At 67.7% G+C, this 22,656-nt stretch carries 23 protein-coding genes; 10 read left to right on the top strand and 13 right to left on the bottom strand.

Annotation, left to right across the window (positions count from 1 at the left end):
* Window positions 1-106: 106 nt before the first annotated feature.
* Complete coding sequence (gene acs / locus ACFY1S_RS12665; RefSeq protein ID WP_387116310.1) at window positions 107-2,071, bottom strand: acetate--CoA ligase; 1,965 nt, start codon at window positions 2,069-2,071, stop codon at window positions 107-109.
* A 249-nt stretch (window positions 2,072-2,320) separates the two neighbouring features.
* On the opposite strand from acs, the gene ACFY1S_RS12660 reads away from it, so the two are divergent.
* The gene (locus ACFY1S_RS12660; protein ID WP_387116307.1) at window positions 2,321-3,067 is read left to right on the top strand and encodes an oxidoreductase; all 747 of its coding nucleotides are present in this window, start codon (window positions 2,321-2,323) and stop codon (window positions 3,065-3,067) included.
* Between the two features lie 58 nt (window positions 3,068-3,125).
* Here the strand turns inward: ACFY1S_RS12660 and ACFY1S_RS12655 are convergent, their stop codons facing one another.
* The 4 genes from ACFY1S_RS12655 to ACFY1S_RS12640 form a co-directional block, all read right to left on the bottom strand.
* Window positions 3,126-3,929, bottom strand: coding sequence for an HAD family hydrolase (locus ACFY1S_RS12655; RefSeq protein WP_387116304.1), 804 nt, complete (start codon window positions 3,927-3,929; stop codon window positions 3,126-3,128).
* A gap of 199 nt (window positions 3,930-4,128) precedes the next feature.
* Complete coding sequence (locus ACFY1S_RS12650; protein ID WP_387116301.1) at window positions 4,129-4,464, bottom strand: hypothetical protein; 336 nt, start codon at window positions 4,462-4,464, stop codon at window positions 4,129-4,131.
* Window positions 4,461-4,871 (bottom strand): hypothetical protein, encoded by a 411-nt coding sequence (locus ACFY1S_RS12645; RefSeq protein ID WP_387116298.1) that lies wholly within the window; start codon window positions 4,869-4,871, stop codon window positions 4,461-4,463. The genes ACFY1S_RS12650 and ACFY1S_RS12645 overlap by 4 nt, the downstream gene beginning before the upstream one ends.
* Before the next feature lie 292 nt (window positions 4,872-5,163).
* A complete protein-coding gene (locus ACFY1S_RS12640; protein WP_387116295.1) occupies window positions 5,164-5,424 on the bottom strand; it encodes a hypothetical protein in 261 nt (86 codons plus the stop codon).
* A 383-nt stretch (window positions 5,425-5,807) separates the two neighbouring features.
* Here ACFY1S_RS12640 and ACFY1S_RS12635 point away from each other — a divergent pair, with 383 nt between their 5' ends.
* Together ACFY1S_RS12635 and ACFY1S_RS12630 are read left to right on the top strand one after the other, a co-directional pair.
* Complete coding sequence (locus tag ACFY1S_RS12635; protein WP_387116292.1) at window positions 5,808-7,031, top strand: helix-turn-helix domain-containing protein; 1,224 nt, start codon at window positions 5,808-5,810, stop codon at window positions 7,029-7,031.
* Between the two features lie 24 nt (window positions 7,032-7,055).
* Window positions 7,056-7,523, top strand: a complete 468-nt coding sequence (locus tag ACFY1S_RS12630) for an NUDIX domain-containing protein (RefSeq protein ID WP_387116289.1) — start codon at window positions 7,056-7,058, stop codon at window positions 7,521-7,523.
* A gap of 551 nt (window positions 7,524-8,074) precedes the next feature.
* On the opposite strand, the gene ACFY1S_RS12625 is transcribed toward ACFY1S_RS12630, so the two are convergent.
* The 8 genes from ACFY1S_RS12625 to ACFY1S_RS12590 form a co-directional block, all read right to left on the bottom strand.
* On the bottom strand, window positions 8,075-8,512 hold the full coding sequence (locus ACFY1S_RS12625; protein ID WP_387116286.1) for a hypothetical protein: 438 nt from the start codon (window positions 8,510-8,512) through the stop codon (window positions 8,075-8,077).
* Between the two features lie 168 nt (window positions 8,513-8,680).
* Window positions 8,681-9,841: a three-Cys-motif partner protein TcmP gene (gene tcmP / locus ACFY1S_RS12620; protein ID WP_387116283.1), complete on the bottom strand. Its 1,161-nt coding sequence runs from the start codon at window positions 9,839-9,841 to the stop codon at window positions 8,681-8,683.
* Window positions 9,842-9,871: 30 nt separating this feature from the next.
* Window positions 9,872-10,642, bottom strand: coding sequence for a DUF5131 family protein (locus ACFY1S_RS12615; RefSeq protein ID WP_387116280.1), 771 nt, complete (start codon window positions 10,640-10,642; stop codon window positions 9,872-9,874).
* Between the two features lie 898 nt (window positions 10,643-11,540).
* Window positions 11,541-12,053 (bottom strand): hypothetical protein, encoded by a 513-nt coding sequence (locus ACFY1S_RS12610; protein WP_387116277.1) that lies wholly within the window; start codon window positions 12,051-12,053, stop codon window positions 11,541-11,543.
* Window positions 12,043-13,026: a hypothetical protein gene (locus tag ACFY1S_RS12605; protein WP_387116274.1), complete on the bottom strand. Its 984-nt coding sequence runs from the start codon at window positions 13,024-13,026 to the stop codon at window positions 12,043-12,045. Before ACFY1S_RS12605 ends, ACFY1S_RS12610 begins: the two co-directional genes overlap by 11 nt.
* Before the next feature lie 67 nt (window positions 13,027-13,093).
* Window positions 13,094-14,122: an HNH endonuclease gene (locus ACFY1S_RS12600; protein WP_387116270.1), complete on the bottom strand. Its 1,029-nt coding sequence runs from the start codon at window positions 14,120-14,122 to the stop codon at window positions 13,094-13,096.
* Window positions 14,123-14,355: 233 nt separating this feature from the next.
* Window positions 14,356-15,513 (bottom strand): DUF4238 domain-containing protein, encoded by a 1,158-nt coding sequence (locus ACFY1S_RS12595; protein WP_387116267.1) that lies wholly within the window; start codon window positions 15,511-15,513, stop codon window positions 14,356-14,358.
* 1,202 nt (window positions 15,514-16,715) lie between these two features.
* Entirely contained in the window at window positions 16,716-17,165 is a 450-nt protein-coding gene (locus ACFY1S_RS12590) for a hypothetical protein (protein WP_387116264.1), read from the bottom strand.
* Window positions 17,166-17,378: 213 nt separating this feature from the next.
* On the opposite strand from ACFY1S_RS12590, the gene ssd reads away from it, so the two are divergent.
* The 7 genes from ssd to ACFY1S_RS12555 all read left to right on the top strand — a co-directional run bounded on the left by ssd (window position 17,379) and on the right by ACFY1S_RS12555 (window position 22,653).
* Window positions 17,379-18,485, top strand: a complete 1,107-nt coding sequence (ssd, locus tag ACFY1S_RS12585) for a septum site-determining protein Ssd (RefSeq protein WP_387116261.1) — start codon at window positions 17,379-17,381, stop codon at window positions 18,483-18,485.
* Window positions 18,482-19,693: a TadA family conjugal transfer-associated ATPase gene (locus tag ACFY1S_RS12580; RefSeq protein WP_387116257.1), complete on the top strand. Its 1,212-nt coding sequence runs from the start codon at window positions 18,482-18,484 to the stop codon at window positions 19,691-19,693. The genes ssd and ACFY1S_RS12580 overlap by 4 nt, the downstream gene beginning before the upstream one ends.
* Window positions 19,690-20,934, top strand: coding sequence for a hypothetical protein (locus tag ACFY1S_RS12575; protein ID WP_387116254.1), 1,245 nt, complete (start codon window positions 19,690-19,692; stop codon window positions 20,932-20,934). Before ACFY1S_RS12580 ends, ACFY1S_RS12575 begins: the two co-directional genes overlap by 4 nt.
* On the top strand, window positions 20,934-21,587 hold the full coding sequence (locus ACFY1S_RS12570) for a type II secretion system F family protein (RefSeq protein WP_387116251.1): 654 nt from the start codon (window positions 20,934-20,936) through the stop codon (window positions 21,585-21,587). Before ACFY1S_RS12575 ends, ACFY1S_RS12570 begins: the two co-directional genes overlap by 1 nt.
* Before the next feature lie 22 nt (window positions 21,588-21,609).
* Window positions 21,610-21,777 (top strand): DUF4244 domain-containing protein, encoded by a 168-nt coding sequence (locus tag ACFY1S_RS12565; protein ID WP_151492073.1) that lies wholly within the window; start codon window positions 21,610-21,612, stop codon window positions 21,775-21,777.
* A gap of 116 nt (window positions 21,778-21,893) precedes the next feature.
* Window positions 21,894-22,211, top strand: a complete 318-nt coding sequence (locus ACFY1S_RS12560) for a TadE family type IV pilus minor pilin (RefSeq protein ID WP_387117624.1) — start codon at window positions 21,894-21,896, stop codon at window positions 22,209-22,211.
* Window positions 22,212-22,233: 22 nt separating this feature from the next.
* Window positions 22,234-22,653 (top strand): Rv3654c family TadE-like protein, encoded by a 420-nt coding sequence (locus tag ACFY1S_RS12555; RefSeq protein ID WP_387117621.1) that lies wholly within the window; start codon window positions 22,234-22,236, stop codon window positions 22,651-22,653.
* The last annotated feature ends 3 nt before the right edge of the window (window positions 22,654-22,656 follow it).

The following is a 22,656-nucleotide window of genomic DNA, read 5'->3' as shown; positions in this document are numbered from 1 at the left end:
AGTCGATGTCCGAGATTAGCTGGGAGCGCTTCCGGTCGTACCTCCACAAACGACGACGGGTGACGGTCCGTCCGGACCGCCACCCCCGCCGGGGGTACGCCTGCCGTCAGTCCTCGTCGGACTTGGCGCCGCTCATCCCGGAAGAGATCAGATCCATCACCGACGAATCCTGCAACGTGGTCACGTCGCCGAGCGACCGGTTCTCGGCCACGTCCCGCAGCAACCGGCGCATGATCTTGCCGGAACGGGTCTTCGGCAGCTCCGGCACCAGCATGATCTGCCGCGGCTTGGCGATCGGGCCGAGTGTCTTCGCCACGTGGTTGCGCAGGTCAGAGATGAGCTGCTCACCTGCCTCGCCGGCGATGTCCGTGCTGCCGCGCGGGATGGCGAACGCGACGATCGCCTGACCGGTAGTCGGGTCCGTCGCGCCGACCACCGCCGCCTCGGCCACCGACGGGTGCGACACCAGCGCCGACTCCACCTCGGTCGTCGAGATGTTGTGCCCGGACACCAGCATCACGTCGTCCACCCGGCCGAGCAGCCAGATGTGCCCGTCGTCGTCCTTCTTCGCGCCGTCCCCGGCGAAGTACATGCCCTCGAACCGCGACCAGTACGTCTCGATGAACCGGTTGTCGTCACCCCAGATCGTGCGCAGCATCGACGGCCAGGGCTCACGCAGCACCAGGTAACCGCCACCGCCGTTCGGCACCGACTGGCCCTGGTCGTCCACCACGTCGGCCACGATGCCCGGCAGCGGCGTCATCGCCGAACCCGGCTTCGCCGCCGTCACGCCGGGCAGGGGGGAGATCATGATCGAGCCCGTCTCGGTCTGCCACCAGGTGTCCACGATGGGCAGCTCACCCCGGCCGACGTGCTGCCTGTACCACATCCACGCCTCGGGGTTGATCGGCTCGCCGACGCTGCCCAGCAGGCGCAGCGACGACAGGTCGAAGCCGGCCGGGATGTCCTCGCCCCACTTCATCATCGTCCGGATCAGGGTGGGAGCCGTGTAGAGGATGCTCACCTTGTACCTGTCGACGATCTCCCAGAACCGGCCCTTGTGCGGCGTGTCCGGGGTGCCCTCGTACATCACCTGGGTGGCGCCGTTGGAGAGCGGGCCGTACACGATGTAGGAGTGCCCGGTGACCCAGCCGATGTCGGCGGTGCACCAGTAGACGTCCGTCTCCGGCTTCAGGTCGAAGACCGCGTGCGTGGTGTACGACGCCTGCGTGAGGTAGCCGCCAGTGGTGTGCAGGATGCCCTTCGGCCGGGCCGTGGTGCCGCTGGTGTACAGGATGAACAGCGGGTGCTCGGCGTCGAACGGCTGCGCGGTGTGCTCGGCCGACGCGGTCTCCACAGTCTCGTGCCACCAGTGGTCCTTCTCCGACCAGGCGACCTCCTCGCCGGTGCGGCGGACCACGAGCACGTGCTCGATCGACGGGCAGCTCGCCACCGCCTCGTCCACCGTCGGCTTCAACGCCGACGGCTTGCCACGCCGGTAACCGCCGTCGGCGGTGATGACGACCTTGGCGCTGGCGTCCTGGATGCGGTTGCTCAGCGAGTCGGCGGAGAAACCACCGAAGACCACACTGTGCGCCGCGCCGATCCGGGCGCACGCCAGCATGGCCACCGCCGCCTCCGGGATCATCGGCAGGTAGATCGCCACCCGGTCGCCGGCCGTCACCCCCAGGTCGGTGAGCGCGTTCGCCGCGCGGCAGGTCAGCTCGTGCAGATCCGCGTACGTGATGGTGCGGGTGTCACCCGGCTCGCCCTCCCAGTGGATCGCGACCTTGTCACCGAGGCCCGCCTCGACATGCCGGTCCAGGCAGTTGTACGCCACATTGAGCTGCCCGCCGACGAACCACTTCGCGAACGGCGGATTCGACCAGTCGAGGACCTCGTCCCACTTCTTCGACCAGGCCAGCCGGTCGGCCTGCTTCGCCCAGAACGCGAGCCTGTCGCTCTGCGCCTCGGCGTACGCGTCGACTGTGACGTTGGCGTGCGCGGCGAGTTCGGCTGGCGGGGGGAACTGGCGCGTCTCGTTCAGCAGATTTGCCAATGCCTCGCTCATGCCGTGACTCCTCGTCCTCGGGGTGGTGACCTGCGTCTCGCTGCGGATGAGGGTAGTCGTGGCGTCCCCGGCCGGCGAGCGCTGCCCACTCCGTCGCGCCGAGCGGCCACCGGCGCGCGCCCGGCGGCCCGTCAGTGCCCGGACCCGGCGGGTACGCCTTGATCGGCCTCGCCCCGGGCCGGGTGGTCCGGGTCGCGATGCGGGCGGGTGCGACCCGCCACGCCGGGCCGGGTCGCTAGCGTGGGCGGGGTGACCACCGATCCGCTCGCCCCGCTGCTCGCGCTCGCCGACATCGCATCCGCCGTCGACCAGGCCCGCGAGCGCTTCGACCAGGCGCTCGGGCACCGTGCGCTGCGCCGCAACGGCGGACAGGTCGCGGCCGAGGTCAGTCTGCGCTCGGCGGTGGCCAGCGCCGCCCTCGAAGGGGCCGTGCACGAGCGCGAAGAGGTCCGGGCCGGCACCGTGACCGACCCCGTACTCCAGGGGGCGTTACGGGTCGCCGGTGCGCTGCCCGGGCTGAGCGAACTCTGGCCCCGGGCACCCCGGCAGGCCCTCGCCAAACTGCACGTCCTCGCCGCCCGCGACATCGTGCCGGAGGCCGAACTGGGCCGCCCGGTGGCCGACCCGGTGGTCGCCGCCCGACTCGACGGGCTCGCCGGGCTGGTCGCCGGCGGCACGAAGGTCTCCCCGCTGGTGCTCGCCGCCGTCGTACACGGGGAACTGCTCAACCTGCGCCCGTTCGCCGGCCCGTCCGGCGTGGTGGCCCGCGGCGCCGCCCGCCTGGTGCTGCTCTCCAGCGGCCTCGACCCGCGTGGCCTGCTCGCCGTCGACGTCGGTCACCGCGACCGCGAACCGGAGTACGTCGGCTCTGCCGGCGCCTTCGCCACCGGCACCCCCGACGGCCTGCGCTCCTGGCTGCGCCACTACATGGCCGCCGTCGAGGTCGGCGCCGACCAGCTCACCGCCATCGGCGACGAGATCCTCGCCGCCGCCTGACCCCGCGCCGGTCAGCGGCGCCGATCATCGGGGCGTGGCTCCGACCCGGGAGTGGGTGTCAGGCCGTGGTGGCGGCGCGGGTGCGCCGGTGCCTGCCGTACCAGGCGATGCCGATGGCCACGCCCACGCCGACACCCAGAGCCGCCGCGGCCACCGGGACGGCAGGCCGCTCCCGCAGCCGGCGGCCCAGCGGGATCGGGTGCCGGAACTCCAACACCGGCCACGCGTTCTCCGACGCCAGCCGCCGCAACTGCCGATCCGGGTTCACCACACTCGGGTGCCCCACGCACTCCAACAACGGACGATCGCTGTACGAGTCGGAGTAGGCGTACGAGTCGGCAAGGTCGTAGTCCCGCAGGGCGGCCAGCTCCGTGACCGCCTCGACCTTGCTCGGACCCGCCGCGTAGAACTCCACCTCGCCGCTGTACCGGCCGTCGCGCACCGTCATCCGGGTGGCGATCACGTCGGTCACCCCGAGCAGCTCACCAATCGGCCGGACCATCTCCTCGCCCGACGCGGACACCAGCACCACGTCCCGACCGGCAGCCTGATGCTCCACGATCAACGCGGCAGCCTCGGCGTACACGTAAGGGTTGATCAGCTCGTGCAGCGTCTCCGCGACGATCTGACGGACCTGCTCCACCTGCCAGCCCTTGCAGAGCGCAGCCAGATAGTCCCGTGTTCGGGCCATGGTCTGCTCGTCGGTGCCGCCCAGCCGGAACATCAGCTGCGCGTACGCCGACTTGACCACGTCACGCCGGGTGATCAGCCCGTCCCGGTAGAACGGCCTACCGAACGCCAAGGCGCTCGACTTGGCGATGACGGTCTTGTCCAGATCGAAGAAAGCGGCACTTCGGCCCACGGCGCGAAAGTCTAGCCCGATGGTCTATCGTCGGCGGGTGCCCGGGGTCACGCCACCCCTCAGACCTGCGGGCCGGCACCGCCATCTCCGCTCCGCGTGATCACGCTCACACTGCGCGAGGATATTTTCGCACTGAGTGGAGACGGCACCACTCGACGTGACGGGCGCGCTCAGGCAGACTTGTCGGTACGACGAGCTTTCACATCCACGAAAACAGACAGACCCTCGGCGGTTGCACCCCCCGTGACCGCTGAGTGGTTCGGCTCGACCCCCCCGGAGCCGAACCATCGACGACCCCCGTCTCCCCCCGACGGGGGTCGTCCCTTTCCCGGGAGCGCTTCCGGCCAGGTGAAGGCGTGCCTCCCGGGTCCGCCGGTCGAGGCGACGGGCGGAAAGTCAGCGAATCGTCAGCGAAGGTCAGCCGGACCCGGTCGGCGTAGTCCTCGGGCGTGTGCGTGTACCGGTCCAGCGTCGTCGACGCCTTCTCGTGCCCGACCACCCGCTGCACCACGTTCACCGGTACGCCGTCCGTCACCAGCCAGGTAATGTACGAGTGCCGAAGGTCGTGGAACCGCAGTCCGCCGACCGCCGAGGCCGCCGCGTGCGCCACCGCCGCAGCTTCCGTCGGAACTCCGCCCGCTGCTCCCGGCCGTCCCGGTCCGGCCACGTCGCCATCCACCGGCCCGGCGCTACCTCGGTGACCCGGCCGAGCAACCCGGCCCGCACCAACGACGGCAGCCATACCCGCCGACGGAAGTTCGACCGCCGCTGCGGCCCGCCGTCCCGGTCGGCGAAGACCAGCGCGCGGCCGTCCGGCGAGGTGGGGCCGCCCTGCTGGCGCAGCTCGTCGACAAGGAACGGCGGCATCGGCACCGCCCGCACGCCAGCCCGACTCTTCGGGTACGCCCGCAGCACAACCCCGCCGTGGGTCTCCACGGCCACCTGGGCGACGTGCAAAAGCCCGCCGTCGATCGCGTACCGCGCCCGACACGTAGACGCTCACGGGACCGGGCCTTGCGGTGGAAGCTTGCTCGCCCGTACCAGAATCTGCGCTTGAGGGCCGCGACGGCCCGACGGGGAGAGCCTGATGCCCTCAACCCAGATCCATTCGTCCTGTGGAGGGCGGTTGACCACCAGCCGCACCCCGGTAACCCACAACCGCACCGGCCCGTCTGACGGCAGAAGGCGATCGGTCGCGTCGATGTCCAGCACCGCTCCGAGCCGTACCCGAACGTCAAACACCGCGTCTCCTCGTCTTTGACGCCGCGTTGCTGCGAGGCGGCGCGTTCTCAGTGGTAGGCCGCTGGATCTGAAGACCGGCGATCTGAGCGAAGACCTCCCGCCGGGCCAGTGCTTCACCGGTGGCCAGGTTGATGGAATATCCGGTCAGCCACACCCAGCCGTGATACGTCGGCTTGTCGCAGACCGAGGTGACCCGCAGCCACAGCGCCCGGTCACCGCCGAACTGCACCGACGCCCGACCGTCGATCAGCACCAGGTCACCTGGAACAGGGACACCCGGCCGAGGCGGCGTGACGGTGCGAGGCACCGGGGCGGGCGGGCCATTCACGGACCGTCGTTCGGGTCGAGGTCCTACACCAGCACCCACCCCGGGCCAGCCTCAGCAGCTCGACGCGCGACCGGATCCCGCGCAGTCCAGGCATGACCGACGCGCCACGGCGCGGGTCCGCTCTGCGCCACGCCCGATTGCCCGTACGGCGGTGCGGGCGAGGGTGTACTTCCACCCCGCACCCGAGCAGGATTGACAGTTGGTCGATGCGTTCAGCCCCGTCATGCAGACAGGTTGTGGCACAAACTGCCCAGCTACCCGGAAAATCCTTCCGGGGTCGCAGCCGACCGAGGGGAGACGGTGGACCAGTGCGCGGAAGAACCAACAACCTGACCATCGGCGAACGCGTCGCCTGGTACCGCTACCGACGCGGCCTGTCCCAGGAGGTCCTAGCTGGACTCATCGGCCGGACCGCCGACTGGCTGGGCAAGATCGAAAACAACCGGATCGAGCTGGACCGACTCTCCGTCATCAAGTCCCTCGCCGAAGTCCTGGACGTCTCCCTCGGCGACCTACTCGGCGAACCGGGGTTACTCGACTGGACTGACGACAGCGGCACAACGACCGTCCCCGCCCTCCGCGCCGCCCTCATGGACTACCGCGCCCTCGGCCCCTTCGTCAGCGGCACGGACACCGAGCCGACGAGCGTCGCCGTGCTCAGGAAAGAGGTGGGCGCGCTCTGGGATGCCTACCAGGACTCCCGATTCGGGTACGTCACCAGCCGCCTGCCCGAGCTGCTACACCGCGCCCAGGCCGCCGCCGACCACCACAACGGCGACGACCAGGACCAGGCTCGTCGGCTCCTCGGCTTGGCGTACCAACTCGCCGCCACCCAACTCACCAAGCTCGGCGAAAGCGAGCTCGCCTGGATCGCCGCCGACCGCGGCCTGACCGCCGTCCGACCCACAGGTGACCCACTCGTCACCGGGTCCCTGTTCCGCTCCGTCGGACACGCCCTGCACGCCACCGGGCGCTACGCCGAAGCGGTACGCCTCACCGAAGACGCCGCCGGCTACCTTGAGCCCCACCTCAAGCACGCCACACCAGCGCTGCTCTCCGTCTACGGGACGCTGTTCCTGTCCGGCGCGATGGCCGCCGCCCGCTCCAACGACGCCACCACCACCCGCACCTTCCTCGCCACCGCCGACCACGCCGCCGGCCAACTCGGAGCCGACGCCAACCACCTCTGGACCGCGTTCGGCCCCACGAACGTCGCCATCCACCGCGTCGCCACCGCCGCCGAACTCGGCGACCTACAAGTCGCCATCGACCTCGGCCCGCGCGTCGACACCGCCGGCCTACCGATGGAACGCCGGGTACGCCACGCTCTCGAAGTCGCCCGCGCCTACAGCTCGTGGAACCGCGTCGACGACGCCCAGGCCGTCATCCTCGACGCCGAACAGATGGCACCCGAGCAGGTCCGGCACCACTTCCTCAGCCGCCAACTCGCCCTGACCTGGATTCGACGGCAGCGCGGCAAGCCCTCAGCCGAACTGGTCGGCCTGGCCCAGCGACTCAAGGTGCTCGACTGAACCCAGTCCATCTAGGCTGCCCTGGTGACGACCAACGAGATGCCACCCATGGCAACCCCACGCGTCGCCGCCGGCGCCCTCTTCTTCAACGACGAAGGCCACGTGCTCCTGGTGCGCCCCAGCTACAAAAAACACTGGGACATCCCCGGTGGTTACGTCGAACCCGGCGAGTCACCCCGAGCCGCCTGCATACGCGAAATCCAAGAGGAACTGGGCCTCACCCTGGTAGTTGGACCGATGCTGGTCGTGGACTGGGCACCCGTCGAACATGAAGGTGACAAGCTCCTCTTCATCTTCGACGGCGGCTCACTCGGTGCAGAGCAGGAGCGCGACATCCGCTTCGCGGACGGTGAACTGACCGAGTGGCGCTACGTCAGCGCAGAGTCCTTGGAAGAGCACAGCCCACCCCGGCTCGCCCGCAGAATCCGCACCGCCATCGCAGCACGCAATAACGGCGTGTCCGTGTATGCCGAGCACGGCAGCGCAATCTAGACCGCAGTTTCGATACACAATCAAGGCGGCCCGACACGGGCCGCACGCGCCGCCGCCTGGGCGCGCGTCCGTCGCTCCGCTGGCGCTCCGACTCCGGACACGCAACTCGCCCGGCGGCTGGCGCGGAGAGCGGGAAGCCCGGGGCCGCCGCAGACGGTGGAGCCGAGGGTGGTTGGTGTTCGTGGGCCGGCAGCCGACCGGGCCGCGCCCCGAGCGGCGCGGCGACGGGCACGCCGGGTCCGCGCGGCGGGTCGCGGCGGCGAGCTGGTCGCGGTTACCGCGCCTCCGGCGGGGGGCGCAACGACTCCGAGATGGTCGGGGGTCCGTCGCGCGTCGCGGTCCGTGGGTGGTTGCGCAAGGCCACCCCGCCAGCCGACGACCCGGGCGAGCCGAGCAGACCACCACCCGGCCCGCCAGCTTCCGAACGTGCGTCAAGGCCGTCTTGACTCGGCGGACCGAGCGGCGGCCCGCTCCCCCGATGGGCGGGTCGGCGGCAGACGGGATGGCTAATTCTTCACGATTGGTGGGTCGAACACGAGGGGTTGGGAGCGTTAAGAGAAAGGACTCATGAGCTGCATTGCAATCGCTGCCGCTATAACTAGCAAGATTGCGAAAAAGAGAGGCAAAGACGCTAGACCTAACTTTGTGCGGAAGATGAGTCTGAGGTCCTCACGCTTAACCGGAGGCATTGACTCCTTGATTGCATCAAACAGGGGCGCAACGAAGGCAGCCGTGATGGCCAACACCAACGTAACGGTGAATGAGCCTACAAAGCCGTCTCCTGCAACGACGCTTAGAGCACGCATTTCGCCCAGGGCTAGCACTACGAGTATGATGCACAGTTGAAAGAGCAGGTTGCGCTGCCAGTTCGGTACCGGCTTGCTCCCCGACTCGCGTATGCGCTTTGCCAGCGATCTGATCTCGAAGCCCAGGGCTAGCGCCACGACAGGAATAACCTGAGCAAGCAATTCCGCATACTCGCGACTCATGGTTTCACCGTACGCGCGCGGCGCAAGAAGATGCCTGATCCACGCGCGGAATTCTCAAGACCTTCCGCGATGACCCGTCTGGTGGCGACCAAAGGGGCGTCTTGCGGCCCCGTGCACGTCCATCAAGGACGATCCACGTGATGTGCCGATTTTTCTTCACGCGGGCGATTATGCAGGCGGATAGAAACGTATCACGGACTCGGCGGGCCAACGGGTTGATGCTTTCAGAGGGGTTTCCCGGACGGCGCGGCCATCTACCGCGAGTTCGTCAAGCGTTGTTCTTAGGTGCTTTTCCAGATAGCCCATCCTCTGAGCTTCCCGTACTAGGCTCAAAAACGAGGCAGCCTCGCCGGCTAGGGACTCAAGGTAGGCACGCAGCTCTTCAACAACTGGCAGCTCAGAGAACAAGTCGCCCTGCTGCATCCCTCTGTTCTCGTTGATGGTCGAGCCTTTAACGGGGTCTAGTCGCCATTTAACCGGATTAAAACACTCTAGGCCGCGATCGTCATGAGTAGCGAAGACAAGCGAATACCGAGCTGTCTCATTCCGGCTGGAGATAGAAACAGCGTTCGTGAGCACACCAAGCGATCGTAGACCGTCTTGGTACGCCGTCAGCAAGGCTTCTTTGCGGGCCGTCTCACCTTTGTGCTCCAGCGCGCTCTTCCAATGGTCGCCACCAAAGTGACTGCTCATTGCGTTCGCCTTGCTGGAGTCCTCACAAAACCTGTAAATTTCGTCCGAGAACCAGGTAATGAGCACTTCGTCGCGCGATCGGCGAAGGCACTTCTGTATCAATTCGAACGGCACACCGGCAAGATTGAAGGGGTCCAGTATCCACAGAGTGGGGATGTCCTTGCGGCTACCGCCATGTGCCAACGCGTCCAAAACTTCGAAAGTGTCCGCTGTCCCCGCTGGCTCTGCGGAATGAAACTTCAATTTGGGAGACGGCGGCAGCTCCTTCATTTTCCGGGTCAGATGCTCTCGTCGATCCGCACGTTTCTCGTTGCAGATAAACCGCAAAGTATTGAACTGCGAGAACGCGGAATGTTCCAAGAAAGTCTTTGAAATTACGAGCGGTGACCCGTCAGGCCCATCAAGATACTGACCCGGCCCTGAGAACGCGTCTACGATGCTCGACTGATCAAAAGACCTGCAAATCTTTCCCATCCAGCATTGCAAATAGTGTCGATACACCTGATGCTTGATGAGCACCCTCGGTTGACTGCGCCACAGCGTGTCCTGAGGTGGTGGCATGCGATGTTGACCCCCAATCGACACGAAACCGTCTGTACTCGAACCAGCACGCTCGGTTGATCCATCCTGCGTCATGCCAGGAGCCAAGGGAAGGGGTCTGGGATCTCATCTTGCAAGCGTCGCGATTGCCTCCCGGCGCTTGGGCTGCGGCATCTCATCCCACGTGCATCCATCGAGGATGCGACCGCCTGCCTTCGGGGTGCGTCCTCCCCACTGCTTGAAGAAGAAGGCTGTGTCGGCCGTCCGGCACTGGTCACGAAGCTCGCGGACCCAGTCCACGGCCACGGGCCGAGCCTTCGTACCCGACTCTCCTCCGGCAATCAGCCAGTCAATTCCTTCAAGATCCAGCCGGCCAAGAGGTGCGATGAGGGGCTCTGCCGAGATGAAGCGAACCGCCGCTGGGGCGGCTCGCAAGTCGTCTATCCGACTCAACACAGAAGAGTCCTCGACGCTCACTCCGATCCACACGTTCTGCGGCCAAGGCAGTGCTCCGGCTAGTTTGCGGAGCCGAGCGGCGCGTTTGGTGAGGATTTGGTAGGTATGCCGAGGCGTGGACTCCATAACCTCGAACACTTGCTTGACGAAGGCTGACGGAACCCGTGCATGAAAGAGGTCACTCATCGAGTTGACGAAGACAACCCGTGGTTCCCTCCACCGCAGAGGAGTGGCAAGCGTGTCTGGGTGGACTGTGACACCGAAGCCAGGACCGGAAGTTCTAGGATCACCGTCGTTCTGATACTTCCGCGAGCCCATAGCCTTGAGTCGCTTAGCGAGCGTCAGTGCATAGCAGTTATCGCAGCCATCCGAGATCCGATCGCAACCCGTAGTGGGGTTCCAGGTAGCTTCGGTCCACTCGATCGAGCTTCTGTCTGCCATGGTTGCTCCATCCTTGTGATCAAGCCATCATGTCGAACGCTTGTACGGAGCGGAAGTGGTTGGGCGGCACAGATTGGCGACGATCCCTGCCCACCTCTCAGACTGAAACGTCATGCCCGTGGGATGGGTACGGCTAGAGCCGGCCGAGCCCCCTCAGAGGGCGTAGGGCGGCTCCGAGTGCGCCCGATCGTGCACTGCGCGCCAGCCGCCTTACCGATAAGCCGGGAGACGCGCCGGCGACGATCGAACTGTCGGACGGGGAAGGTTGGCGCGCACCGGGCAGTCCGCTGTTGACAGCAGTGGTGACAGCAACTGGACGCGACAGGGGCAGCCGGCATCTGCCGAGGGCGGACAGTTGCCCGAGGCTGTGGATGCGGCCGGACCTCGCCACACGAGGTGCACAGAGCTTGTAAACGAGACGTCGCCTAGACCTGACGCAACGACTGATCCGGTGGGTGATGGCGGTACCCACTGCCGAAACAGTCTCTTTAGGATCAAGGCGCCGCACAGCCCGCGGCGCGCGGCCCGGCCGGCGCCCCGGCCCGGCACCCCCGGGACGTGGACCCCCACCCGGCTGGGGCGCCGGCCGACCGCTGCCAAGGTAAGTAGATGTGGTCCAACGATGAAGCCGAGCTTCCGGCGGGAGCACTCGGGCTTCTGGGATGAGGGTTGTCACCCCGACCACCGACGACCCAGGCGAGCCGGGCAGACCTGCCCCTGGGCGCCAAGGTCGTACGTCCAGTGGGGCGCTCCACCTTGGCGCCCAGGGGCAGGCCCGCTCCACGGTGTGTGGGTCGACGGCGGACGGGATGACAAGTATCTGAGCGTCAGGAACAGGCTGGGATTTCGAGCCTCCCAGAGTGCCCCTACCAACGGTTGTTCTGGTGACCTCTATGCATTACGAGCGGAACTCATCGTAGGCGGCTTGCGTGCGCTTAAGAACCATCAGCATGCAAAGGATAAGATGCACCACGCTAAATACCACAAGTGCGCTGATTGGTGTACCTAGCGCGCGGTCCTTGACCGTTGTGCTAACGCCAACGATCAGGACTGATGTTGTAAACAGGCCCACAACAATGGCGTAGGCCACATTTTGCTGTAACTGATCGACAAGCTGAGCGGTGCGTCCGCGTTTTGAAATCCGAGGATCATCTGTAAGTCGAAGTCCAAGGGTGAAGACATGGACCAGCAAGCCGAATAGCAAGGCTGTAAACACTGCTACGCCGGCGAGAATCCCTTCTACACCTCGGAGGCGAAAGTCGAAGAAAAATCCGCTTACGGCTAAAGCGGCAGGAAATATAAAAAGGCCCAGAAAGTCCTGGATTCGGAGTCTTTGCTTAGGGTCGTTCTGGTCAACGAGGGTGTCGAGTTGCCGTCTGATGATCGGTGTCACCGACCACTTAGCGCTCACGTATGGCCCCCATCTTTGCCAGTAGATGTGCTTTCGGCCATTCTTCGGTGTCCCAGTCGCCCAGCAGCTCCCTCCCCAGGCCGGCGGCAAGAGTCGGGGCAGCTTCCTTCATGCTAGCGTAGACAATATGATCATCGGCTCGGCCGTCGCCGTCATATTCAATTGGGTGGATCAGTGCCGGCAGATTCTCACGGCCTACGATCACCGTACGCTCCTGGGTTCCGTCATCTAGGGTCAGTCGCGTTTCATCTCGTGCATGAACTCCCAGCCCGAAGATTGTTTGCGCGCTGACTGTTCCCTCTAGAAGGCCCGACTTCATGGAACTCCCGAAGCCTTCGCTGCCCCAGCGGGGTTTGGCCTCGAACACCAATTTCCCGATGAGGTCTGGATCGACGCCATTGCCGATGTCATGCGTACCACCGAAGCGTACAACCTTGATGTTCGTTAGCTTTGCATTATCGCGATACTCCTGCCAGCGCTCGAAATCAATTAGGCTTTCGGTGTGAAGCAGCAGCTGCCCGTTGAAATTTTCCCGGAATGCCAATTCCAGCTGGCGCAAGAAGAAGCCACCCGAGCCGCGATTTCCATACCGTTCGGTAAGAAACATTGCAGTTGTTGACTGCGGCGCCCAGACGATCATATTCCGCGTCGAGACGACGGCGGATTCATCCCTACTGTAAGTATGGGTAGTTCCGTGATGACGGGTATGGCGAATGTCCCCCGTTAGGCCGAACCGCCCGTAGTCTGCAACGAATGCTATTTGGCGTCCTGCTGGATCGATCGATTTAACCGCGTAGTATTCCTCCGCGTCATCGTTCCTGTATGGCTCCTTCTCCAGATCGTTAAGAAGTCCGTGAATGAGCGCGAGCAGGTTGTGTCCAGTGCCACCGATGTCGTCTAGCGGCAGCCGCTCATCGGGCCGGTACCGCCGTGCAACGTACAAGCCGTAAGCGGCGAACGCATGCCTGCTCATTAAACGCCCCAAGTTATTCTAGAGGTGACCTTATTTACACCGTACGACATTCGTCCGATGTGGGCAATCACGCATGTGTATGCCGTTCTTGCCGTAAGTTGTTCTTGGGCTTGGCCGCCCACCAGTCGTAACGCCACTGGAGGGCGTCAGGGTGGGGCTTCTTAGGCAGGTTGACCAGTGTCGGGAACTTGACCCCTAGGTCAGACAAGGTCAGGCCAGGACGGATCTCAACGGCATGCGTGGTTGGGTGGATGGCGAACAGGCCGGCGTCGAAGGCTCGGTGAAGGGCGGCATTCATGATCAACCCATTGCGGGGGTCTCCTGTGCCACCGTCGGCGTCGGGCACGAGATGCACCGCTTCGAGCATCTCCGGCACTGTGACCCCGGACAGAGGGCACACCGCGCCGTATCTCTGGATGACCTGCAACTTAAAGCGAGGCTGGCCTGGGCGTTCGCGCGTAGACCTCACCTCGCGTCGGCTTGAGTTGCCGAACAGCTCAAACGACTGGTCATCGGAGTCGTCATGGTCGAGCACCCTCTTTGGTGCATCCGCAGCGAAGGCCAGCGAGAAGATTCTTGCGCGGTCGTCCCAGCCCTCGATCCACGCCAAGCGCACCTCACGCCATTGGGATTTGTGTCCAGGATCTGAGATGACGAACACCGGCACGCTGAGTTCGGCGGCCCGCTTCATTGCGAGGATCTCGCTGTCGTCCCGCTTGCCCGCCCGGTTTGTACTCGGGTAGTGGTACAGGATGCCGGCGTCGTTCAAGTCGTCGGCGTAGTGACGACCAGGGTGTAGAACTCCCACTGCAACACCATCTGGATCTACTTCCTTGGTGCGTTTGGCATCAGGGTTGGCCCCTGTCTCTCCACCGCTGAACTCGTCGTGGCGGAGGCTGCCGCGTTCCGGGTACTGGTAGCCGTAAGCCGCCCCTACGATCGCCTTCGCGTCATGGAGCTGACCGTCGACAACGGCCCAATACTTCTGCGCGGCGCCGAACCCGTAGCGCTCCCTGAAAGCTGTACGGCCGATCTGCCTGTGCTCCTCTGCTGCCCCGTACACAGCAGCGCGGTCGGTGAGCTGATCGACATGCATGCGCGTAGGCCCTCCCTCGTGTGGCCGCATGTTATTCGAGGGGTACGACAGGGTTTCTAGCGCCAGATGTAGGCACGGCCAGCCCAGCAGTACAGCAGCGAGGTACAGCAGCCGAGAAGGCTGAATGCAGACGAACGGGGCGGCTACAACCCTTCTGACCTCGTACACCACGTGTTCCAACCGAGTCGCCACTAGTCCCTCGGTCGCGGGCCCGACCCAGCTCACATGCTCGATCAGTTGCGCCAATGCTGATTCAGACGCTCTGGCCGGCGCGGCTCGGGCGCCTGATCGAGGGCCTGCCCCATCGGCGTCATGCCGTCGCACACCTGGATGAGTGGCCCCGGTGGGGGAAAGGTCATGTCCCGGAACGCGGGGTGGTCAGGGTGCGCTGCAACCCACTCAAAAGCCTGGTCCACTAGACGTTGGTTTACGTCCGCCGCCAGCTCCACGGCATCCGCTCCGGACAGCCCGAGACGCAGCTCTGCTCGTTCCCCGTGCGGGCCGAGCACGATGAGCGCGGTCGGGCTGACCGGCAGGGCGACCTCCTCCGCAATCGCCAGGCCAGACGGCCGCGTCGGATAAAAGTGCACGATTTCGTGCTTGCGCTTGCGACTTCGGCTTGGCCTCTTAGCGTTCCTCCGCCGCTGTTTTGGGGTTGCGAAGCATTGTGGACGGTGTCGCACGTAATCGTCCCCAAATACAGCAATCACCGGTTCGTCGCACGTAATGAACAACGGTTGATCTATGTTGACCAGCGTTACAGGTCGCCCCAGCAAAGCCTCCATGAGTTTGGGTGCGGACATGCTAATCACCCGTAAGTGCTCGTTCGGGTGAGGGATGATACGCAGGTCACTGGCGTCTTTGGGCAGGCGGCCCTGGTTCACCAGCTTAATCCCATAGTCCGCCAACAACTCCCCTTCCCGCCGCCGACGAGCGCCCCGGACAAACTGGAAGGCGATGAACTGGGCGAGGGTCAATCTTTCCTCCTGGTCAAGCGGGCGAGGAACGTGGAAGGGGCTAAGCAGGCGGGTGAAGAGCCGCGAACCCTCGTTATCTACATCGGCCAGGATCGTCTCTAGACGGCCGTCTGGTTGTCCGTCCTGATTCATGAACGTGTAGAAGTTCTTGATCGCTAGGTCACCGATGTTCCGGATACTCGCCTTCCCGGTCGCACGGTCCCGTACCAGCAGCTGTTCCTTCCGAGCGAACCGTTGAAGGTAGGACTTGGGCACCGTGTGGTGGCGGCTTCCGACGTTGACGTCAGGCGACGTGCTGGCCCACCAGTCATCGACTTTCGTAACAAGGTCGGGGTTGGTGGACAGCAGTGCATCTGCCCAAGAGGACGGAAGACCTTGCCGTCGCCCGTGTGAGTCCGCCATGTTGGTTCCCATCTACTGCAGGAGCGAACCTAATCGTGCCTGAGCGGCGGTCGGCTGCCCAGCGACTTCCGGCGATCCTTCCGGTGCCACCTGCACTGGGTGGTCCTTCGCGGCGGGACCGCACCGAGAAGCGTCAGACGCCTCCCAGAGCCCGATCTTGTGCAATTCCCAAGCTGCCAGTCTCTGACCCCAACCTGACCCAGCACGACGCCCACAGCCGCCACCGGATGAACGCCGGCCACCAGCAAGTGGGGAGACGAGGCGGTTGGCGGCGCATGCGGGACGCTCCTACGGATTAGAGGGTTTGCGTTGGGAGCCCTAGGTGAGCCACCGGGGCGAACCGCGCCGTACGAGCCCGGACGGATGCAGTTGCTGAAAGCGCGGCGACCAGGCGACCTGGACGTTGCCGAACGGCTGCGGAGTGGTCTTGGGAATCTACGGATCAGAGGGTGGCTGTACAGCCATCCGTACAGCCAAGCCGGCCGACCGGCCCGCTCATGAGTGGACGCGAGCCGACGAAGACGAACAGGTCAGCCGCGTAGCCTACGCCGGCCGACAATCGTCTTGATCTTTGCGATGCAGAGGTCGGAAGTAGGTGCGCGCTTGCGGAATGCCCTGCGGGCGGCCTCCGGCCGTCCTCGGGCGCCCGCAGCGCATCATCCGGAAGTCAGCGGATCGTCAGCGAACGCCGTACCGCGTGGCGACTCCCGATCATGCTCGACAGCACTTCCGGTATGTCTGACCACGCGGTACGGCACTTGATCACACTCGCTGCTACGTCAGGTCACTTTCCCCCCGACGGGGGTCGTCCCTTTCCGGGGAGCGCTCCACCGCAGCTCACAGGTCGTCTCCCTCCGTGGGCGTTTCTGCGGCTGTACGCCAGTGACCGACTGCCGGCGTGTCGGGCCCACCACGTGCTTGGCGCTCGATCCAGACGACCGATCACAAGCTGGCGGCCTGCCCGAGGCGGCGAACGCCTTCACGGCCTCAAGCAAGCGGTCGAGGTAGGCAGGTCCGGGGCAGGGTCCCGTGACTCGTGGGTGCGGGCCTCATCGGAGGCTGTGTGCAGGAAGAAACCGTTACCGATGTCCGGTAGGTCGACGGCGCCGACTGCCGCGTACAGGTCTACGAGGTCGCCACGGATCGCTGTCACCTGATCCGTGACAGGTCCGGCTAGACGATCTTCGTCGTTCCTTGTTTCGGGCTGCTGGCGTTCAGTCCCAGAAGTTGAACAGCAGCTCGCCGAGGGTGGTCGGCCTCCAGTAGCTGATCTGGTCGTGCTCGCTGGGGTCGAGGGCGCCCAGGTCAACCTGTGTCAGAGGGGTCTGCAGCTGGTCGACGGTGAGGGCCTGGACGCGAGTCAGGGCGTTGATGGCGTCGGCGAGGTCTGGATGGTCGACGAACGTGACGGTGACGTCGCCGATGGCGTGGGGGCGGGCGAAGGCGACGAACGGCAGCGTGATGTGCCGCAGCACCGCGATGTGGTGCGGGGCGTCGGCGATATCGACCGTGTGGAAGTTGGGCGTGACACCTGCGGGAGTGACGCCGGTGACGGTGGCGTCGATGGCGCGGGCCGCGTGGTGACAGACGGCGGTGAAGACCCTGAGATCCGCGTGGGTGCCGGGCGGCCGGTTGAAGCCGGTGGCTCCGGGCGGCAGCTTCATGTCGGGCTCCGTGGTCGTCGCGGTCGGTGCAGGCTATCCGGCGCTGTCGTGGAGGTGCGGATCCGCGATCCTCGCGCATAGCAGATCCATTGTCCCGGCGGGCGTTGTCCACAGGCGCCCCAGTTATCCACAGAAGGCCCATCAGGGGCGTTCAGCGACGGCTGGTCGAGAGCAGTGTCGGCGGCACAACCGAGCCGACCGCTGGAGGCCGCGATGCCACCCCGTACCTCCGTTCCGCCCCCGATCAGACGGCTTCCCCTGCTCGTCACCGGCGACGATGACCTGCTCGACGATCTGCTCCGGCTCGCCGCCGCCGGCGGCACCGAGGTGGAGCTCGCCGCCGATCCGGCGGCGGCCCGTACCCGCTGGCTTCCCGCGCCTCTGGTCCTGCTCGGCGCCGACCAGGCGCAGTCGTGCCTGCGGGCCCGTTTGCCCCATCGGCCCCGGCTGGTGCTTGTGGGCCGGGCCGGTCAGCTCGACCCTGGTTGGCAGATCGCCGAGCTGATCGGCGCCGAGCATGTCGCCACGTTGCCGACTGCCGAACCGTGGCTGGTGGACCGGTTCGCCGAGCAGAGTCCCGGTGATGCTGACGGCTCCGGTGCACGGATCGTGGCGCTGTTCGGCGGGCGCGGTGGCGCCGGCGCGAGTGTTCTCGCCGGTGGCCTGGCGGTCACCGCGGCGCGGGCGCGGCTGCGCACTCTGCTGGTCGACGCCGATCCGCTCGGCGGTGGTCTCGACCTCGTCCTCGGTTGGGAGCAGTTGGAAGGGCTGCGCTGGCCGTCGCTCAGTGGCGCCGACGGGCGGGTCGACGCCCCGGCGTTGGTCCGGGCGCTGCCCAGCCGGGGCGACCTGGTGGTCCTCTCCTGGGATCGCGGCGACCTGTTGGCGTTGCCCGCGTCGGCGATGGCGGCGACAGTCGACGCCGCCCGACGTGGCCGGGACTTCGTGGTCATCGACCTGCCCCGGCAGTTGGACGACGCCGCCGTGGTCGCGCTGCAGGCGGCTGATCAGGCGTACGTCGTCGTACCTGCGGAGTTGCGCGCCGTCGCCGCTGCCGCCCGGGTGGTGGCCGCCGCCGCCCCGCACTGCGCCGGGCTCTCGGTGGTGGTGCGCGGGCCCGCCCCGGGTCGATTACGTGCCACCGAGGTGGCGCGGGCGCTCGGGCTGCCCCTCGCCGGCACGCTGCGCCCCGAGCCGGGGCTGTGCCGGGGGTTGGAACGGGGCGAGGCGCCGGCCGCCGCCGGGAAGGGGCCACTGGCGGCGCTCTGCCAACGGATGGTCGCCGACCTCACCGGCGTACCCGCTGCAGGTGCGGCATGACGGGCCGGCCGGACGACCCCTCCCTCGCCGCCCGGGTGCGGCAGCGCATCGCGGGCGCCACCACCCCGGTCACGCCTGCGGCGATCGTGTCCGCCGTACGCGCGGAACCCGCCGCCGCGGTGCTCGGCGACACCGCCGTGCTGCGCATCGCTGACCGGGTGCACGACGACCTCGTCGGCGCCGGGCCGCTGGCGCCGCTGCTGGCCGATCCGGAGGTGACCGACGTACTGGTCAACGGCGTCCGCGTGTGGGTCGACCGGGGAGCGGGGCTGCACCAGGTCCCGGTGCCGGTGGGCACAGTGGAGGACGTCCGCCGGTTGGCGCAGCGACTCGTCGCCAGCGCCGGACGTCGGCTCGACGACGGCTCCCCGTACGCGGACGCCCGGCTGGCCGACGGCACCCGGTTGCACGCCGTGCTGCCGCCGGTGGCGACCGAGGGTCCCTACCTGTCGCTGCGTACCTTCCGGCACCGGCCGTTCACCCTCGACGAGCTGGTGCGCCAGGGGACGGTGCCCCGACCTGTGGCTCCCGTGCTCGCTGCCGTGGTCGCCGCCCGGCTGGCGTACCTGGTGACCGGTGGCACCGGGTCGGGCAAGACGACCCTGCTCAACACACTGCTCGCCCTGGTGCCGGCGACCGAGCGGATCGTGCTGGTGGAGGACGCCGCCGAGCTGCGCCCCGGCCATCCGCACGTGGTGGGGCTCCAGGCACGTACCGCCAACGTCGAGGGGTCGGGCGTGGTCAGTCTCGGGGACCTGGTCCGGCAGGCGCTGCGGATGCGGCCCGACCGGCTGGTGGTGGGCGAGTGCCGGGGCGGTGAGGTGGTCGATCTGCTGGCCGCGCTCAATACCGGCCACGACGGCGGCGCCGGCACGTTGCACGCCAACGCGCCGTCCGACGTACCGGCGCGGCTGGAGGCGCTCGGCATGCTGGGCGGCCTGCCCCGGGCCGCGCTGCACGCCCAGGTGGTCGCCGCGTTGCAGGTCCTTTTTCAGGTACGACGTGGCGACCGTGGGCGGGTCCTGGAGTCGATCTGTCTGTTGCTCCCGGAGGGACCGGACCGGCTGGTCACGGTGGTCCCCGCCTGGGTGCGTGGTCGTGGTCTGGGGCAGGCGGCCCGTGCGCTGGGGGCGCTGCTGCACGAGCGTGGCGTGGCGGTGCCACCGATCCTCGGTGAGCCGTGGCCCGGAACGGCGGGTCCGGCATGACCGGCGGAACGATGCTTGTGGTGGTGCTGCTCGTGGCCGCCGCGGTTCTGGTGGCGTGGCCGGTGCGGACCGTCCGGGCCCGCCGCCGTCGGGTGCTGGCCGGGGGTGGAGGCACCGCCGGCGTTGATCCGGATGAGGCCCTCGTGCAGTGGGTGAGGGAACTGGGCCGCACGCCCGGAGATCCGCCACCTTCTGGCCGCCCGACCACCGCTTCGCCTCGCCCGCCGACCGCCGGTGGCGGACGGACGCTGGCCGCCCCCTACACGCGGGACACTCTGAGCGGCACGAGATGGGCGGGGGAGGGCGGCCCGACTCGTCCGCCGGGCCCGGCCCGTCCGCCGACCCGCCGGGACCTCCGTCGCCCCGCCGGCACCACCCGGCCGGGAGCGGTGGTCCTGGACGCGGACCCCCGCGCCGACGGCTCCGTGGCCGTGCCGACGGTCGGTGTCGGGGAGCCCGAGGTCGATCGTCTGACCGGCCCGTCAGTCGGCCCGGCCGACAGTCGCATCGCCCGGGACGCGGACGAGCTGAGCCGCAACGCGACTGCGATTCCGACGGTCCTGCCAAGGGATGTCGGCAACGAGGACCCACGGGTCGCCGACCGAGTTGGTGGCGGGTCGCGCGCGACCGCGACCGCAGGGGCACGACCGGCGCGCGCACTGCTGCTGGTCTGCCTGGTGGGGGCCGGTGCCGGTGCCGTGGTCGCCGGTCCGGTCGGCGGCGTCGCAATGGGCGGGTACGGCACGTTGATCGTGCGTGGCCTGTTGCGTCGGCGGGCCAACCGGCGCGCCGACCGGGTCCGGCGGCGTGCGTTGGACCAGCTCTGTGGCCTCGCGGCGGACCTGCGAGCCGGCCTGCCCGCGCCGTCGGCCATCGACATCGCCTCGGTCGGCGGCTCGGACCGGCTCCGTCAGCTGACCTCGGCTGCGGTGCGGCTGGCGGACCGGACGGGCGCACCCCTGGCGGAACTCGTCGAGCGGATCGAGGCGGACGCGCGGGCCACCGACCGAGGGCTCGCCGCCGCCGCGGCACAGGCGGCTGGCGCCAGGGCCACGGCCTGGCTGTTGGCGGGCCTGCCGGTCGGCGGGATCGGGCTCGGGTACGGGATCGGCGTCGATCCCGTGGCGGTGCTCCTGCACGACACGGTCGGCGGCATCTGCGCGATCGTCGCGGTTGCCCTCCAGGTCGTCGGTCTGCTCTGGGCCGAGCGGCTGGGCGCCACCCCGGGGCAGGCCGCCTGATGTCCCAGCGTGGAGCGGGGAGCGAGCCAGCGACGAAGCGCGGATCCGCCAGGTGGCGGCGGCCGGACGCCATCCGGCTCGCGGCGGGCCTGGGTGGGCTCGCCGTGGCTGTGGTGATCGAAGGGTGGTTCGGGCTGCTCGGCGGGGCCCTGGCCGCGTACCTGCTGGATGTGGGCCTGCGGCGGATCGAACCGCCGGCTGTCCGCAGACGCCGGCTTCGGGAGGCCGTCGACCTGCCGCTCGCCGCCGACCTGTTGGCCGCGGCGATGCGGGCCGGTGCTCCGGTGGACCGTTCGGTGCTGGCCGTCGCGGAGGCGTTGGACGGTCCGCTCGCCGGCAGGCTGGCCCGGGTCGGTCGCACCCTGCTGCTCGGTGGCGGTCCTGCGGAGGCGTGGTCGGCGCTCGACGGGGTGCCGGGTGCGGAGCGGCTGGCATCGGCCGCGTTGCGTTCGGCAAACAGTGGTGCCGCCCTGGCCGGTGCGCTGACCCGGCTCGCCGACGACCTGCGCGCCGACCGGGGCACGGCCGCCGAGGCGTCGGCCCGCCGGGCGGGCGTGCTCATCGTGCTGCCGTTGGGGCTCTGCTTCCTGCCCGCGTTCATTCTCGCCGGCCTGGTGCCGGTGATCGTCGCTGTCCTCGGCGACGTGCTCTGACCCATCGAGAAAGGGAACAGCCATGCGCAAACTCATCGGCCGCCTGCGGGGCGACGCCGGGATGAACACGGCCGAGTACGCCGTCGGCACGCTCGCCGCTGTCGCGTTCGCCGGGATCCTGCTGAAGGTGCTGACGTCCGGCAACGTCCAGTCGGCGCTGACCGCCGTCATCGACCGGGCGTTGAAGTGATCGGGCGCCGGCAGGCCGGCCGCGATCGGAGGTCCGGGCGTGCGGCTGGTGGTGGGTTCAGATTCCGCGCTGCGGTACGGGCCGCCAGCGGGGACCGCGGGTCGTTCACCGCCGAACTGGCGGCCGGTCTGCCGGCGCTGCTCCTGCTCCTGCTTGCCGGGCTGACCGCGGTCAACGCCGTCAGCACCCAGGCGAGTTGCCTGCACACCGCCCGGGAGGCGGCACTGGCCGCCGCCCGGGGCGCGGGAGGCGGGCCCACGGGACCGCCGGACGCGGAGGTGTCGGTGTCCGTCGAGGGCGAGCGGGTGCGGGCGACGGTGCGCGCACCCGTTCGGACGCTGGGCGGCCGGCTTGGGCGGATCACCGTGTCCGCCACCGCTGTCGCCGCGATGGAACCGGGCGCTGCCGAGGGGGTCGGCAGTGCGACGAACTGACTGCTCGCCGGACCGCGTCGGGCTGCGACGAACTGACAGCGCGTCGTGTCGCTCCAGGCACACCCCTGACGCCAACCGACTCGACGACTGTCTGTTGGAGGCGGAGCGCGGGGGTGCGACAGTCCTGATCCTGGCGATCGGGCTGGCCTTCGTGCTGTTCGGGACGTTCGGCGCGGCCGTCGCCGCCGCCGGGATGGCGCGTCAACGGGCAGCGGTGGCAGCCGATCTCGGCGCCCTGGCCGGCGCCGCCCGGGCACTCGACGGCGACGAGAGGGCCTGCGCGTTGGCAAGTGACATCGCCGGACGCAACGGGGGCCGGCTGACCGCTTGTCGCCTCGACGGGCTGGACATGCTGGTGACCGTCGAGGTGGCGTTCACGCCCCTACCCGGAATGTCTCGGGTCGCGACGTCGACGGCCCGGGCCGGCCCGCTGCGCGGCTGAGCA

The sequence above is a fragment of the Micromonospora sp. NPDC000663 genome, assembly GCF_042898105.1.
GTDB lineage: Bacteria > Actinomycetota > Actinomycetes > Mycobacteriales > Micromonosporaceae > Micromonospora.
This window is presented reverse-complemented; position numbering and strand designations above follow the sequence as displayed.